This is a genomic window from Mesorhizobium sp. M0174 (assembly GCF_040322275.1).
Lineage (GTDB): Bacteria > Pseudomonadota > Alphaproteobacteria > Rhizobiales > Rhizobiaceae > Mesorhizobium.
Genome location: NZ_JAMYTB010000001.1, coordinates 286,900 through 302,062, shown reverse-complemented (window position 1 = coordinate 302,062; position 15,163 = coordinate 286,900). Strand labels below are relative to the sequence as shown.

The 15,163-nt window shown below is 63.3% G+C and carries 13 protein-coding genes; 4 read left to right on the top strand and 9 right to left on the bottom strand.

Annotated features, from left to right (window positions below):
* Positions 1–196: 196 nt before the first annotated feature.
* The gene (locus NKJ13_RS01440; RefSeq protein WP_352737027.1) at positions 197–628 is read right to left on the bottom strand and encodes a hypothetical protein; all 432 of its coding nucleotides are present in this window, start codon (positions 626–628) and stop codon (positions 197–199) included.
* Between the two features lie 349 nt (positions 629–977).
* On the opposite strand from NKJ13_RS01440, the gene NKJ13_RS01435 reads away from it, so the two are divergent.
* From NKJ13_RS01435 to NKJ13_RS01425, 3 genes are all read left to right on the top strand, one after another.
* Complete coding sequence (locus tag NKJ13_RS01435; protein WP_352736959.1) at positions 978–2,081, top strand: HlyD family secretion protein; 1,104 nt, start codon at positions 978–980, stop codon at positions 2,079–2,081.
* Complete coding sequence (locus NKJ13_RS01430; RefSeq protein ID WP_352736960.1) at positions 2,078–3,691, top strand: DHA2 family efflux MFS transporter permease subunit; 1,614 nt, start codon at positions 2,078–2,080, stop codon at positions 3,689–3,691. The genes NKJ13_RS01435 and NKJ13_RS01430 overlap by 4 nt, the downstream gene beginning before the upstream one ends.
* Positions 3,692–3,784: 93 nt before the next feature.
* Complete coding sequence (locus tag NKJ13_RS01425) at positions 3,785–3,964, top strand: hypothetical protein (RefSeq protein WP_352736961.1); 180 nt, start codon at positions 3,785–3,787, stop codon at positions 3,962–3,964.
* Between the two features lie 48 nt (positions 3,965–4,012).
* On the opposite strand, the gene NKJ13_RS01420 is transcribed toward NKJ13_RS01425, so the two are convergent.
* Together NKJ13_RS01420 and NKJ13_RS01415 are read right to left on the bottom strand one after the other, a co-directional pair.
* The gene (locus NKJ13_RS01420) at positions 4,013–4,765 is read right to left on the bottom strand and encodes a metallophosphoesterase family protein (RefSeq protein ID WP_352478321.1); all 753 of its coding nucleotides are present in this window, start codon (positions 4,763–4,765) and stop codon (positions 4,013–4,015) included.
* Entirely contained in the window at positions 4,758–5,570 is an 813-nt protein-coding gene (locus NKJ13_RS01415; RefSeq protein WP_254817010.1) for a nucleotidyltransferase family protein, read from the bottom strand. The genes NKJ13_RS01420 and NKJ13_RS01415 overlap by 8 nt, the downstream gene beginning before the upstream one ends.
* A gap of 711 nt (positions 5,571–6,281) precedes the next feature.
* Between NKJ13_RS01415 and NKJ13_RS01410 the strand changes: the two genes are divergently transcribed.
* Positions 6,282–7,145 carry a hypothetical protein gene (locus NKJ13_RS01410; protein WP_352689986.1) on the top strand — a complete coding sequence of 288 codons (864 nt, stop codon included), beginning with the start codon at positions 6,282–6,284 and terminating at the stop codon, positions 7,143–7,145.
* Positions 7,146–7,204: 59 nt separating this feature from the next.
* Here NKJ13_RS01410 and amaB read toward each other — a convergent pair whose 3' ends face one another.
* The 6 genes from amaB to NKJ13_RS01380 all read right to left on the bottom strand — a co-directional run bounded on the left by amaB (position 7,205) and on the right by NKJ13_RS01380 (position 15,158).
* Positions 7,205–8,716 carry an L-piperidine-6-carboxylate dehydrogenase gene (gene amaB / locus NKJ13_RS01405; RefSeq protein WP_352689998.1) on the bottom strand — a complete coding sequence of 504 codons (1,512 nt, stop codon included), beginning with the start codon at positions 8,714–8,716 and terminating at the stop codon, positions 7,205–7,207.
* Positions 8,717–8,899: 183 nt separating this feature from the next.
* Complete coding sequence (locus NKJ13_RS01400; RefSeq protein ID WP_352736962.1) at positions 8,900–10,162, bottom strand: RNA polymerase sigma factor; 1,263 nt, start codon at positions 10,160–10,162, stop codon at positions 8,900–8,902.
* On the bottom strand, positions 10,159–10,533 hold the full coding sequence (locus NKJ13_RS01395) for a YciI family protein (RefSeq protein WP_254817007.1): 375 nt from the start codon (positions 10,531–10,533) through the stop codon (positions 10,159–10,161). The genes NKJ13_RS01400 and NKJ13_RS01395 overlap by 4 nt, the downstream gene beginning before the upstream one ends.
* An 81-nt stretch (positions 10,534–10,614) precedes the next feature.
* Positions 10,615–11,736: a DNA topoisomerase IB gene (locus NKJ13_RS01390; RefSeq protein ID WP_352736963.1), complete on the bottom strand. Its 1,122-nt coding sequence runs from the start codon at positions 11,734–11,736 to the stop codon at positions 10,615–10,617.
* Positions 11,737–11,854: 118 nt separating this feature from the next.
* Positions 11,855–12,739 carry a transglutaminase family protein gene (locus NKJ13_RS01385; RefSeq protein WP_352689984.1) on the bottom strand — a complete coding sequence of 295 codons (885 nt, stop codon included), beginning with the start codon at positions 12,737–12,739 and terminating at the stop codon, positions 11,855–11,857.
* A gap of 7 nt (positions 12,740–12,746) precedes the next feature.
* Positions 12,747–15,158, bottom strand: coding sequence for a circularly permuted type 2 ATP-grasp protein (locus NKJ13_RS01380; protein WP_352736964.1), 2,412 nt, complete (start codon positions 15,156–15,158; stop codon positions 12,747–12,749).
* Positions 15,159–15,163: the final 5 nt, after the last annotated feature.

Below are 15,163 nucleotides of genomic sequence, written 5' to 3'. Positions count from 1 at the left end.
TCGGACGACGGCTCTCACTTGCGGCGGGCCAACTCAAATTCTCGCATCAAAACGGACGCATGGCCGCGACTAGGCGCAGCCAAGCGTCGAGGACTTTCACAATCTGCGCGGCCCGACGTGGCACGTGCCCTTCCAAGTTCGGAAGCGCTCTCCACGGCGCGGAAAGAACGCGTGTTCCGCCGTCCCTCGTACCGCGTCAATGCGCGATCAATGCCTTCAACCAGGCAACAAATCTGTTGCCGCGGACTATCCCGCGCACCCTGGCAGCGGCCCATCGCGCTTGCATCGTAGCGCCGACATGGCAATGGCAAACGATTTGGTGCAACTGCCGATCGCTCAGTTCGAAGAAGCGCTTTGCCTCACCATAGGTATCGTCCTTCAGCCCCATGGCACGCAGAACCGGATCCTCGAAGGCGACGGTGAGCGGCGTTCCAGCACCACGCGATCTGTCGCGCGCTTCCCTGTTCATATATTCGGTGCCTGGAAGCGCCCCAAGGCATCGCGTCGGGTTTTGTTCGAGAAGTTCCGCCCAACGTTCAATCCGCTGGTTTCGAGTCATCGCCGGATACGCCGCGAAGGACTCAACTTCCGCGACGGCTTGCAGTTGGTCGAGTGTTTGATGTTTCATGGTCGGCTCCTGTCGACAGGTGAATTTGCCCACGCCTTTATGAGCAATTATCGCGCCGTGGAGCGCTGACAAGGCCGGACCGCCGCAACATGAAGCATATGAATCACCTGCCCGGTGAAACGGCGCTCTAGTTCGAACGCGCCGGCACCGCTCGGTGGGTTCGATGTCGACCCGTTAACCCGACCACCGCATTCCGGACAGGAACTTTTGCGGAAGCTTGCCGTTTGGCTTTGCGTTCGCTTCGGCGGCTGCAATATCAGTCTTGAAAGCAATTCCGTTGGACACGAAGCCTCAAAGCGTCGAACGAGACGTCGAGCCTGTAAATGAAACTCGGGAGCAACCGGCCCGGGTGCGAGAATCTCGTGGGCGATCGGCACAGCCCCGGCAGGAAAAGCCCGACGGGAATGCCTCGCAGCGAAAGGCCGGTCTGCTCGGCTTTCCCAGGCGCCATCCCTATGCGGTCGCAGCGATAGCACTTGCGCTGTTGCTCGGCGCGGCAGGCATCGCGATCTGGTGGCTGAACGCTCGCCAGTACGAATCGACCGACGACGCCTTCATAGACGCGCGCACGGTGACGATCGGCGCGCAAATAGCCGGTCGCGTTACCGAGCTGGCGGTTACCGACAATCAGCATGTGCAGGCCGGCGATGTCCTCCTGCGTATCGATGACAGCGACTATCAGGCAAACCTGAAGCAGGCCGATGCCGGCGTCGCTGCGGCCGAGGCCGCAATCGTCAATGTCACCGCCCAGATCGAGGCTCAAAACGCAAAGGTGAACGCTGCCCAGAGGCAGGTTGCCCAGGCCAAGGCAGCGCTGGATTTCGCCAAGGCCGAGGATCAACGCAACCGCGAACTCCTGGCAAGGGGCACGGCAACGCAGCAGCAGGCGCAGCAGGCGGCATCGACGTTGCGTCAGGACCAGGCCGCGCTGGACAGCGCCGAGGCCAATGTCGCCTCGGCAAAAAGCCAGGTTTCGGTCTTGCAGGCACAGGCCAGGAGCGCCGAGGCTCAGCTCGAGCAGGCCAAGGCCAGCCAGGAGCAAGCCCGCACGACGCTGTCGCGCACGACTATCACAGCACCCGCAGCCGGGCGCGCAACGAGCATTTCCGCCGCGAACGGCACCTACGCCCAACCCGGCCAGGTATTGATGATGTTCGTTCCCGACGAGGTCTGGGTGAAGGCCAACTTCAAGGAGACGCAGCTCGATCTGATGCGGCAGGGACAGCCGGTCGACATCGACATCGACGCCTACCCGCACAAGTCCTTCCATGGCCGCGTCGACAGCATCCAGGCCGGCAGCGGCACCGCCTTCAGCCTCCTGCCGGCTGAAAATGCCACCGGCAATTACGTCAAGGTGGTGCAGCGCGTGCCGGTCAAGATCGTCTTCGACAAGCCGCCGGATGTGCTTCTCGGTCCAGGTCTGTCGGTGGTGCCGACGGTCAAGGTGCGATGAACGGCGAAACCGCCAGAAATCAGGGCGAAAGCCGATCCGCCGCCGGGACGCACAATCCCTGGCTTATCGCCGTCGCCGTCTCCATCGCCACTTTCATGCTGGTGCTGGACACCTCGATCGCCAATGTCGCCCTGCGCAATATCGCCGGCAGCCTGGCGGCCGGAATGGACGAAAGCACCTGGGTGATTACCACCTATCTCGTTGCCAACTCGGTGATCATCCCGGTCAGCGGCTGGCTGGCAAACGTCATCGGCCGCAAGCGCTACTACATGCTCTGCGTTGCGACCTTCACCGTCGCGTCGCTGCTGTGCGGACTGGCGCCCAACCTGGAACTGCTCATCCTGTTCAGGGTCCTTCAGGGACTCGGCGGCGGCGGCATGGCGCCAAGCGAGCAATCGATCCTTGCCGATACCTTCCCGCCAGAAAAGCGCTCGCAGGCCTTCGCGCTTTACGGCATTGCGGTCATCGTCGCACCGACGGTCGGGCCGACGATCGGCGGCTGGCTGACGGACCATTTCTCCTGGCACTGGATCTTCTTCATCAACGTGCCGTTCGGCATCCTGTCGCTGGCGCTGGTGCAGTGGCTGTTGGTCGAACCGGACGTACTCGAACGCGAACGCAAGGAACGGCTGAAAGGCGGCCTGAAGATCGATGGGGTCGGTTTCGTCCTGGTCGCGATAGCCTTGGGGTGCCTGGAGATCTTTCTCGACCGGGGCCAGCGCTACGATTGGTTCGACTCGAATTTCATCACCACTTTCGCAGTGATTTCCGCGATCGCGTTCCTGCTGCTTATCCCATGGGAAATCAGTCGCAGCGATCCGGTCGTCGACATGCGCCTATTATTCACGCGCCAGTTCGGCACGGCGTTCCTGGTCATGATGGCGGTCGGTGCTATCCTGTTCAGCACCACCCAGATCGTGCCGCAGCTGCAGCAGACGACATTTGCCTACACCGCGACGCTCTCGGGCCTTTCGATGATGCCGGGCGGCATCGCCATGCTGATCTTGATGCCGGTGTCCGGATTTGTAGGCAGCATCGTGCAGCCCAAATATCTGATCATGATGGGCATGTCGGTGGTCGCAGTGGCCCTTTGGCATATGACCGCGCTTACTCCGGACGCCAGCTTCCGCTTCTTTGCCTTTGCCCGTGTTTTCCTGATGGTCGGGCTGCCGTTCCTGTTCATTCCCATTTCAACCGCGGCCTATGTCGGCCTGCCCCCGCAGAAGACCAACCAGGCATCGGCGCTGATCAACGTTGCACGCAATATCGGCGGCAGCATCGGCGTCTCGCTGTCCAATACCGTCATTTCGCAAAGCTCCCAGATCCATCAATCGAATCTGGTCGGCCACACCGTGCAATCGTCGCCCGCCTATCAGCAGGCGCTTCGGCAGGCGACTGAGCATTTCGTCGCCCAGGGTTCGCCGATGGTCGAGGCGAAGCAGCAGGCGATCGGCTGGCTTGGTCAGTTGATCGCCCGCCAGGCAACGCTGCTCGCCTATGTCGATGTCTTCCGCTACTGCGCGGTGGCAACCGCCCTGCTGGTTCCGCTGGCGCTGCTGCTGCGGTCAAGCAAGTCGGGTGGCAGCCAGCCGAATCCCGAAATGGGCTGACCGGCAAGTGCGACGGTGTGGTTTTCCAAAAACGCGCAAGCCGGGAACCAGCCGACCCGCTGCGTTGTTCTGCGCCAAGAGGAGATGATTACGATGGCCACTATTCCCACACCCGAGCCGATACCGACGCCGGTGCCACCGCCTCCCATTCCCGATCCCAAGCCCGTGCGTGAGCCGGACCCCGACAGGCTCCCCGACGAGGACCCCGTTCCCAACCCGGATGAAAACGACATTCCACCGAAGCGGACGGCTTTTAGCCGGCAATTGCCGTGATCGTTCTGCAGTGTGTACTGCGATTGCCTGCGCCAGTGGCGCCGCCTGTCAGATTTCGAGCATGGCGTAGGGGCGGCCGGTCGGCTTGGCGACATGCATGGCAACGTTATAGACCGACGCCCCGCCCGGCGTGCGGCCCTCGTAAGCGCCGCGATGCGCATGACCATGCACAACCGCGCTGACCTGGAACCGGTCTATCGTCTCGGCCAGACGTGACGAACCGAGAAACGGGAAGATCTCCAGCGGCTCGCCTTCGACCGTCTCGACGACAGGCGCGTAGTGCAGAACGACCAGCGTGCGTTTGGCGCGGACCTGCCGCATCGCGTTTTCAAGCCGCATCGCTTCGTTCACGCTTTCCGCCACCATCGACTTGATGGCCGGTTCGCCGAAGGAGCCGAGCATGCGCGACCCGAAACCACCAACGAAACCCTTGACCCCCACGAACCCGACCTCGTGAATCTCTGTCGCCTCGCCGTCGAGGAGGTGAACGCCCGCCTGGCGCAGAATATCGGTAACCTGCTCGACGGCGCCCGACTCATAGTCGTGGTTGCCAAGCACGGCGACGACCGGGATCGTGCAGGCACGCAGTTCCTCGGCAAGGATTTCGGCCTCCCTAGGCTTGCCGAGATTGGTAAGGTCGCCCGTCAGCACGAGAACCTGGGCTTCACGCGACATCTCGCCGAAAAGGTCGCGGTACGAGGCCTGGTCCTCCTTGCCGACATGCAGATCGCCGATGGCGGCGACCTTGAGAGTGCCGCCATTTTCCGCCTTTGCCGAAGCAGATTCGAGCCCGTCAGCCATCGCTATATTCTCCTTCACCGCCGACGTCGGCAAAGCCCCATTGCTTGACGTCGATCTCATAGTCGGTTCGTGAAAGCATGCGCCCGCGGCAGATCCGCATCCGGGAAGGCGGCAATTCGCGCTGCTTGGCCAGCCGGTCAAGCAGTTCGTCGAGCAGCCACGCGGGCACCCGGTCGCGCTCCGTCGGATAGATCCATCGGAAGTTCAAGAGATGCATCAGCAGAACTTCCCAATGGACTTCCATGTAGGAAAGCAGCCTTTGCCAGTCGATCTGGTCGTGCGCCTTGAGGATGGTATGCGCGACGTCGGCCCCATCGTGGCGGCCGCGATCCTGGATGAAGCATTTGGACCAGATGAGCTCGGTTGGGCCGATGATCCGCACCTGGCTGCCCAGCAATTCGGCTTGGCGAGCATGCTCCAGCCACTGGTCGTCGACAGGCATTGTGCCGTTCATCGAGGTGAAGATGACGTCGAAAAAATGCGTGCCCTTGAACACTTTGCCCAGCCACCGGTCGTCCTCGACCACGACGGCGTAGCCGATCTGCTTGAAATGGGCGAGGATGCGCGCGCAGTCGCCGGCCTTGCAGAAAATGTCCAGATCCTTGGTCGGGCGGGTGATCCCGGTATAAGCGCTTACGGCATAGGTGCCGGCGACGAGAAAGGGGATGCCGGTCGCGACAAGCTCGCGGATCGCTTCGATATAAAAGACCTCCGCTTCGGCGTTGCGAGGCGTCGGGGCGGCTTTTGGATCGACCGACGGAACTGATGCCGGGATGGCGCTTTTCGGTGGGGGATCGATGATCATAAGCAATGGCTCCTGGCCCGGCAGACCAGCAGCCGCCTGTATCTAATAGCCAAGCCTGCCCGATGGTTCCCGCCTGCTGCATCAGGCCGACACGCCGCCGTGGCCGGCCTTCGAAGCGGCTATGGGCGAGGTTGCGGCGGCGGCCATAAAAAGAAAAAATATGTGAGCGGCTACTTTTGGAGTCAAAATCGCAGCGCGGTCGGCCTCAAACGCGTCGAGATCGGCTCAAACGCGTCGAGGCGGAGTGGACCCCGCCATCCTCCGGTCCAGCAAGGATTGGCTTCAACATGGTTCCGGAGCTGTCGGAGGCGCTGCGCACCCGGCTTAACAGCCACTTGAGCGCCCGTAGCCAAACCGACTCTGTTTTTCGGAACGCTGCAGGCGGCGTGGCGAAAAGCCCATTCTCCATTTTGTAATTCCTCACTGTCTCAGTCCAATCAGCGTTCTTCAACGAGCAAAACTGGTGTTGGTTCCGCCTCGCCGTCGGGGAATGCGGGCTGGCCAGGCGAAGCCACCATTATGGGTTCAAGCAGGCTAGTCTCGCGCGGCAAGATCAGCGCCTCGCGAGATCGCATCCTCGGCGACCAAGTCGCGTAATTGCTAGCCGGCGGGATTCAGCTCGTATCCTGATGTGCCGGCTCTGGACACGGTCCGCGAAGGCTGAAATTGTGACCGGTATTTCCAGTTGCAAATTTGGTTGGGCTCGGCGGGATGGCGCTGGTTTCTGAAGATATTGCCAGCCATCCGGCATTGCGTCGGCACGTCCAGGCTCAGTCGCGGGCGCTGCTCCAGACCTATGAAGCGAACCCGCGGCTGGCTTCGGTGTTCGCCACGCAACAACGCTGGCTGATGGCCCATATCGGCCTTGCCTTGTATTTCGATCGAGAGCCGGACGACCATCGCAAGGGACTTACGTCCGCACGGTTCATGGACGGAATCCGCCGGCATTCGGTGGCCAGCCGCAACACCGCCGATGCCTTCCTGAAGGAGATGCTGCATTACGGTTTCATCCGGCATCTGCCGATTAAATACGGGCGCATCCGCCCCTTTGAGCCGGTCGCGGGCACTCTGGAGACGGTTGCCGGCTGGGTCATGGCTCATCTGAAAACGCTGGACAGCCTGGACGGTGGATCTCGACTGGCTGCATTCGTCGCACAACCGGACGTGCTCGCCAAACTGCAGCCGCTGGTGGCCGACGGCCTGCTTTCGTCGCATGCCGTGCGCGAGCCAAGACAGACTTTTTCCTTGTTCACCTGGCTCGACAATGGCGGCATCGTGATGGATTGGCTGATGTCCGGCGTCGATCCCGATCATGCCGACCTGGACCGAATTCCGACCGGTGTCGTCTCAATCGGAGATTTCGCGAACTGGCTCAAGCTTTCCCGGACCCACCTTTCACGCAAATTGCGCGATGCGGAGGAACTCGGCAGCATCGGCTGGCTGGGCCAGCGCGGTCATTCGGTCATGTGGGTGTCGAGCGAGTTCTATCAGGAATACATGACCGCCCAGGCGGTCAAGCTCGCCATCATCGATTCAGCCTTCGACAATTGTGTTGTAACTCCCGACGCCAGCTGAACCGCAAGCCGAACGCCGTCGTGGCGGCCTTGGCGCCGCCGCGACGGAGGTCTGGCATTTCAATCGATGTCGAACGACACGCCCTGCGCAAGCGGCAGCGCCTTGGAATAGTTCACCGTATTGGTAGCGCGCCGCATATAGGCCTTCCAGGCATCGGAACCGCTCTCGCGGCCGCCGCCGGTTTCCTTCTCGCCACCGAAGGCGCCGCCGATCTCGGCCCCTGACGTGCCTATATTGACGTTGGCGATGCCGCAGTCCGATCCGTCGACGCTAAGAAAGCGCTCGGATTCCTGCAGGTCGCGGGTAAAGATCGACGATGACAGCCCCGCTCCCACCGCATTGTGTTCTTCTAGCACGGCGTCGAAGTCCGAATATTTCATCACGTAGAGGATGGGCGCGAAGGTCTCCTCCGTCACTGGCGAAACCTGCCGCGGCATTTCGACCAGCGCCGGACGCACATAGTAGGCCTCGGGATGGCCGTTCTCGACCCGCATTCCGCCGGTTATCTTACCGCCATGCGAAGCCGCCTCCTCCAGCGCCTTCTGCATATTCTTGTAGGCAGCCTTATCGATCAGCGGGCCGACCAGAGCGCTTGTCTCCAGCGGATTGCCGACCGAGACGCTTCCATAGGCCTTCTTCAGGCGCGGAACGAGCTGGTCGTAGACGCTCTCATGCACGAACAGGCGCCTGAGCGTCGTGCAGCGCTGGCCGGCCGTGCCCATGGCGCCGAAGGCGATTGCGCGGAGCGCCATGTCGAGATCGGCCGTCGGGCAGACGATGCCGGCATTGTTGCCGCCGAGCTCCAGCACGGCACGGGCAAAGCGCTTCGCCAGCCGTGGTCCGACGTCCCTGCCCATGCGCGTCGAGCCGGTCGCCGAGACCAGCGGCACCTTGGGATGATCGACCAGGATCTCGCCGACGGCGCGATCGCCGATCAGAACCGGCGCCAGCCCCTTCGGCGCATCGCCGAAACGCTCTGCTGCACGCTTGAAGATCGCTTCGCAGGCGAGCGCCGTCAGCGGTGTCTTCTCGGACGGCTTCCACACCACCGCGTCGCCGCAGACCAGCGCAAGTGCTGCGTTCCACGACCATACCGCGACCGGAAAGTTGAAGGCCGAGATGACCCCGACGACGCCGAGCGGATGCCAGGTTTCCATCATACGATGGCCGGGACGCTCGGTGGCGATGGTCAGGCCGTACAGTTGCCGGGAAAGACCGACGGCGAAATCGCAGATGTCGATCATCTCCTGCACTTCGCCAAGACCCTCGGATGGGATCTTGCCGACTTCGATCGATACCAACCGGCCAAGCTCGGCCTTGTGTGTGCGCAATTCCTCGCCGAGCAGCCGTACCAGTTCTCCACGCTTGGGAGCTGGCACCTGCCGCCACGCCAGGAAAGCTTTGTAGGCATTGTCGATGGTCGTCGCCGCATCGGCCGGCGAGATGGTCTTCAGCGCGGCGATCTGCTCGCCGGTCACCGGGCTGCGCACGATGAGGTCGCCGCCCGTGAGCGCGCCTTCGGCAACGCCCAGTTTCGCCAGAAGCCCGGCCGTTTCCTTCGCAATCGTCATTTTCATCCCTTTCAGATCCCGTCGCTCATATGGCGTCGGTCCAAGCCTGGCGCCATACCCGCCCCCTGCCGGTTGGCACACCAGGCGCTGTCATGGCGTGGCATTACTCGTTTCAGGGAAAAATCGCCACCCCGGCATGGTCTAAGCAAAGGTCAGACCGTTGAACCAGGCGAAGGCGTCGGATCAATGCGCCGTTTGCTTGGCGCCTTCTTTCATCAGCCGGTCGATATGCATGCGGATATGCGCTGCCTCGGCGGCCGTATTGGCAAGCGCGATGGCGCGGTCGAAAGCGACGCGCGCCTCCTCGCCGCGGTCAAGCTGCATCAGCAGTCCGCCCTTGAGGCCGAAGAAATGGAAATAGCCGGAAAGCCGCCCCTCCAGCGGCTCGATCATGTCGAGTGCGGCTTCCGGTCCACGCACCTTGGAGACCGCGACGGCGCGGTTGAGCGTCACCACCGGCGACGGCTGCATCTGCTCGAGCAAGCCGTAGAGCAGGTCGATCTCGTTCCAGTCCGTATCCTCGGGCTTTTCCGCCCGCGCATGCAGTGCGGCGATCGCAGCTTGCACCTGGTACGGACCGGGCTTGCGATGGCGCAACGCCTTATCGACCAGCGCCAGGCCTTCATCGATCATCTTGCGGCTCCACAGGCTGCGGTCCTGGTCTTCGAGCAGCACGATCTCGCCGTTCTCGTCGAAGCGGGCAGGCGCGCGTGCATGCTGCAGCAGCAACAGCGCCGTCAGCCCCATGATCTCCGGCTCGGTCTGGAACAGCCTGAGCAGCAGCCGGGCCAGCCGGATCGCCTCTTCGCAAAGCGGCGCACGCGCCGATGCCTCGCCGCTGTTGCTGGAATAGCCTTCGTTGAAGATCAGGTAGACCATGGCGGCGACGGCGGCGAGGCGTTCGGAGCGCTCGACCGCTCCCGGTGTCTCGAACGGCACCCCGGCGTCGGCGATGCGCGCCTTAGCGCGCGTGATACGCTGCTCCATGGCGCTCTCACCGACGAGGAAGGCGCGCGCGATCTGCTTGACCGTCAGGCCGGAGACGATGCGCAACGCCACCGCGATCTGCTGTGTGGCCGGCAGGTCGGGATGGCAGCAGATGAACAGCAGCCGCAAAATATCGTCACGGTAATGCGCCCCGTCCAGCCGCTCGGCGACGTCGCTCTCGGCATCTTCCAGGTCGGAGATCTGGTCCTCCTCCGGCAGCGGCGCCTGCTTGGCGCGCTTGCGCACCGCATCGATGCCGCTGTTGCGGCCGACGAAGATCAGCCAGGCTGCCGGATCGCGCGGCGGGCCGTTTTTCGGCCAGTTGTTCAGTGCCCTCAGGCAGGCGTCCTGGAATGCTTCCTCCGCCGCGTCGAGGTCGCGGAAGTAGCGCAGCAATGCCCCCATCACCTGCGGGCGAGCGGTGCTGATTGCCGTGCTGATCCAGGCGAGTTCGGTCATGCGGAAACCTTGGCGGGATTGAAGAGCGAGACCGGCCGGATTTCATAGGAGCCGCCGCTCGGGTTGACCTCGGAAAGCTCACGCGCGAAGTCGACCGCCTCATCGAGGTCGGCGCATTCGAGCGTGTAGAAGCCGAGGAACTGTTCCTTGGTTTCGGCAAACGGGCCGTCGATGACGATCGATTCGCCCTTGACCTTCCTCAGCGTCGTCGCCGCGGTCGTCGGCAAGAGCCGCGCCACCGGGCCAAGGCGGCCCGCCTGGGCATATTTTTCCTGCACACCCAGAAGTTTTTCCATGACGGCATCGTCCTGCTCCTTGCTCCAGGAGCAGACGACGTCTTCAGAGGCATAGCAGAGGATCGCGTAGAGCATGGTTCGTCCTTTTCTCAAAGGACGAAACACTAGGACCGATGCCGACATGGCGTCGACAAAAAAATACGCCGCGGTCCGACGTCAGCTTTCTCTCGCCTTCAGCCATCTCAAGACCAGGGCCTCCTCGTCGTCTAGCCCGGCGACCGAGCGCTTGCCTTTGTTGGCATCCGCCATTTCGTCGAGCAGCCGTCCTTCGGACCAGGCGCGGAAGACCTCCGGATGAATATAGCATTGGCGACAGACCGCGCGTGTGTTGCCAAGCCGCTCGGCAACCTTGTCGATGACATTGTTCATCACCCGCTTTTGCTGCGCCTGGCTTTCGGGACGTTCGGTTTGGGCAAACAGCGACGCGGCATGAATGGTGCCACCCCAGGTTCTGAAGTGCTTGGAACTGAACTCCGCTCCGGCGTGTTCCCTGATATAGCGGTTGACGTCGTCTGAGCGCACCGGACGCCTGTTTCCGTCCTCGTCGAGATACTGGAACAACTTCTGCCCCGGCAGGTCCTGCGCTCCACGCACGACCTTGGCAATCCGGCGATCGACAAGCTTCAATCTCCATTCCTTGCCGGATTTGCCGATGAAGGCGAAGCGCAGGCTCGAGCCCTTGATGTCGACATGGCGGTCGCGCAGCGTGGTCAACCCAAAACTCTTATTGTCGCGCGCGTAGGCGGCATTGCCGACACGGATCATCGTGTTGTCGAGCAGCCAGACGATAGCCGAAACGACGCGTTCCAGCGGCAGGCCGTGACGGCGCAAATCGACGTCGATCTGCCGCCGCAGTTCGGGCAGGCTCTCGGCGAAGGCGACCAGGCTCGAATATTTGACGCCGTCACGCTCCTCCGCCCAGTGCGGGTGATAGCGGTATTGTTTGCGTCCACGCTGGTCCCTACCGGTCGCCTGGATATGACCATCGGAATCCGGCGAGATCCAGACGTCCGTCCAGGCCGGGGGGATGGCGAGCGCCTTGATGCGTGCCAGCGCCTCCCCGTCGACAATCCGCCCGTCGGGTCCTTTGTACGAGAACCCCTTGCCCGAACGCAGCCGGCGAATACCGGGTTCAGTGTCGGTGACATAATTGAGCGAGGCCCGAACGGCCGAGGCTTGCGCGCCATTCTCCAGCGCCCCGTTCCGCGGCACCCCGTTCTTTGGTGCAGCTTTCCTCACAGCCGATCGGCCAGACGACGACTCGGATTTGTCGAGCATGTCCTCTCCACGGAATTTCCGTAGATAAGCCGCTTGCCGGCTGCGGGTTCCACCGCCTCTTGATCTCTTGGTTCCAGAACAGCCTATCGACGTCGCCGTGCAACGAAGACATGCGTCATCACGCCTTTTCGAGCACGACCGGTATGACGTCGACCGCCTGTTCGCCGACCTGCCCGCCCGTGGTTTTCAACACGCCGACGATCGGCGCCACATCGGAGTAGTCGCGGCCGTAGCCGACCGTGATATGGTCGTTGCTTGCCCGCATGCCATTGGTCGGATCGAATTCCTGCCAGCCGGCATCGCGTCCGCACCACACCTTGACCCAGGCATGCATGGCGTCGGCGCCTTCGAGCCGCGGCTTTCCGCGCGGCGGGATGGTGCGCAGGAACCCGCTGACATAGCCGGCAGGAATGCCGAGGCCGCGCAGGCCGGCGATCATGATGTGGGAAAAATCCTGGCAGACGCCGCGCTTCAGGCCGAAGGCGTCGCTGGCCCGCGTCTGCACGGTGGTCGCCTCGCCGTCATAGGTGAAATCGCGGTGAATGCGGTTGCACAGAGCCATGGCCGTGCCGACTGTCGAACTGCCGGCACTGTCTTTCGCATAGGCAGTGATTGCCGGGTCGATGCCGGCATGATCGCTGGTGGCCAGAAAGTGATGCGGCGACGCCGGCGCCAGCGAGTGCACGGCGCCGAGTTCTTCCCTCAGCCGGCGTATGTCCGGCGATACGTCGAGCCCGGGCTCCGGCCGCGACACTGAAACACGCGCGCTCATCCTGATGTCGAGCGCATCATGCGCGTCACGAAAGGCGATCGAGGTGACACTGTTGCCGAAAAAGTCGGAAAAGTCGGAGCGTTCGCTGGGCGCCGGCACAAAAGACAGTGAAGCGGCGACGACGCGCTGCACGCCAGGGATGGTCGGCGGCAGCACGCGCACCTGATGGCGGCCGCCACCGGCCGCCGCATCATAGTCGTAACGCAGGTGAAGCCTGATGTCGTAGAGCATGCTGTCTCTACCCGAAATAGGCTTTGGCGAGGCTGTTGTAGAGCCCGCCGATTTCATTGGCGAGATCGCCGAGGGCCTCGGCCGTCATGTCCGAGGGCTCCTTGATGGCGATCGACGTGTTGAGCTGCAGAATTTCCTTGGCCGCCGGCGACATATGGCCTTCAGCCCCGACGGAGGGCAGCAGCGCGATTTCGGCTTTCAGCCGTTCGAGCTGGAAAAGGATCGAGCGTGGGTTGAGCGGATCGAGCGCCAGAAGGTCGACCACGGTGCGCCGCCCCGCCTGCACCGGATATTGCCGACGGTGCGTCATGACGCTGTCGCCGATCTCCAGCATCATGTCGAGTGCGCCTTCAGGCGCCTGGGCTCTGGTCAGCCGCGCGAGCGTGCGGGCGATCTGGATGCCGCGTTCGAGCCTGCGACCGATTTCGAGGAAACGCCAGCCGGCAAAGCGGTACATGTTCTCGTGCAGCAGACCGGAAAACCCGGCCAGCTTGCGCAGGATCACCGTCATTGCCCTTGTCGCGTCATCGCCCGGCGCCACCGTGGCGGCAAATTGATGGATGGTCTTCGACAGATCCTTCAATGCCAGCCAGCCATCCGGCGAGAAACGGTCTCGGATTTGTCCGGCACTGTACACGGCGCTGTCCAGGGTGCTGATGAGCCCCAATGGGATTGCCGTCTCGACATCGATGCCGAACGGCGCGAGATGGTCCCTGATATCGGCGAGCAGCGGCATCTCGGGATCGGATGTCTCGGCCAGCCGCACATGGTAGGCGCGCAGGATGCGCACCGTGTCTTCCGACCGCTCGATATAGCGCCCAAGCCATGTCAGGTTTTCCGCCGCGCGGCTGGGCAGGCTGCCTGGCAAGGTTCGGGTAAAGCTGTCGTGCTCCTGCGGCAGCAGCGTCTCGCGCTCCACCGGCCTGTCGCTGACCACCCAGACATCCGCCGCCTGGCCGCCGCGCTGCATGGCGATGGCCGTCGGGTCGAGCGAAAAGCCGACACGGGCAAAACCGCCCGGCATCACGGTCCAGCCTTCCGGCGTGCGCGCCAGATAGACGCGCAGGCTGGCCGGCCGCGGCTCCAGCCAGCCGCCGACATAGACCGGGGTGGTCGACAGCGTCACCGCTTCCTGGCCGACGAAGTCGCCGCCGTCCCGTTCGATCCGGGCGACGAGTTCGGTCCGCTCCTCGACCGACAGCGCTGACCCGAGCTTGGTCGAGCCGTCATCCTCGAAGGCGAGCCGCGTCGACAGCGCCGGACCGATCACCATGCTATCGATATTGGCGAGCACATGCTCGCGCTCCGCCTCCTGCCCGCACCACCACGTCGCGACGGTCGGCAGCAGCAGCTCCTCATTGCGCAGGGCGCGCGAAATCTTCGGCAGGAAGGCGAGCAGCGCGCGTGTCTCCATCAGGCCGGAGCCCAGCGCGTTGACGGCCGAAACCGCCCCCTGCCGGACCGCTTCGACCAGCCCCGGCGTGCCGATCTGCGAGTCCGGCCGCAGTTCGAGCGGATCTGCGAAGGCGGCGTCGAGCCGCCGCCACAAGACGCTCACCGGCATCAGCCCCGAAACCGTGCGCACCATCAGCCTGCCGCTCGAGACAGTCAGGTCCTCGCCCTCGAGCAGCATGATGCCGAGATAGCGGGCGATATAGGCATGTTCGTAATAGGTTTCGTTCAGCGGTCCCGGCGTCAGGATGGCGACACGGCCACCGGCTTGCTTGGCCATGCCGATCAGCGCATCGCGAAAACGGCGGAAGAAGCCGGCCAGGCGGTGCACATGCATCTCGCCGTAGATGTCGGACAGCGCCCTTGTGGTGGCGACGCGGTTTTCCAGTGCGAAGCCGGCGCCAGATGGGGCCTGTGTGCGGTCGCCAAGCACCCACCAGCGGCCGTCCGGGCCACGACCGAGCTCGAAGGCGCAGAAATGCAGGAAATGGCCGCTGGCCGGCCTGGTGCCGACGACCGGCCGCAAATATTCCGGGCTGGCCGCGATCAATCCGGCCGGCAGAATGCCTTTCTCGACCAGCCGGTTCGGCCCGTAAATGTCGGCGATGGTCTCCTCGAACAGATCGGCGCGCTGGATCAGGCCGGCGCTGATGTCAGCCCATTCCTGCTCCTCGATCAGCAGCGGCACATGTGCCAGCGGCCATTCCCGCTCGTTGGCGCCGGCCTTGTCATAGACGCGGTAGTAGACGCCGGCGTCGCGCAGGTATTGGTCGGCGCGGGCGAAGCGCTGGGCAAGCTTTTCCGGCCCCAGGTCCTCCAGCGCCTCGATGAAGTGCCGCCAGGCCGGCCGCGGATTGCCCGACGCATCGACCATCTCGTCGACGACGCCGTCGATCGGCTGGTAGTGCTCCAGCAGACTGTGGGTCTGCGGCTTGCTGCGCAGCCTTTTGTGATTCCCCTTCGCCATGGCTG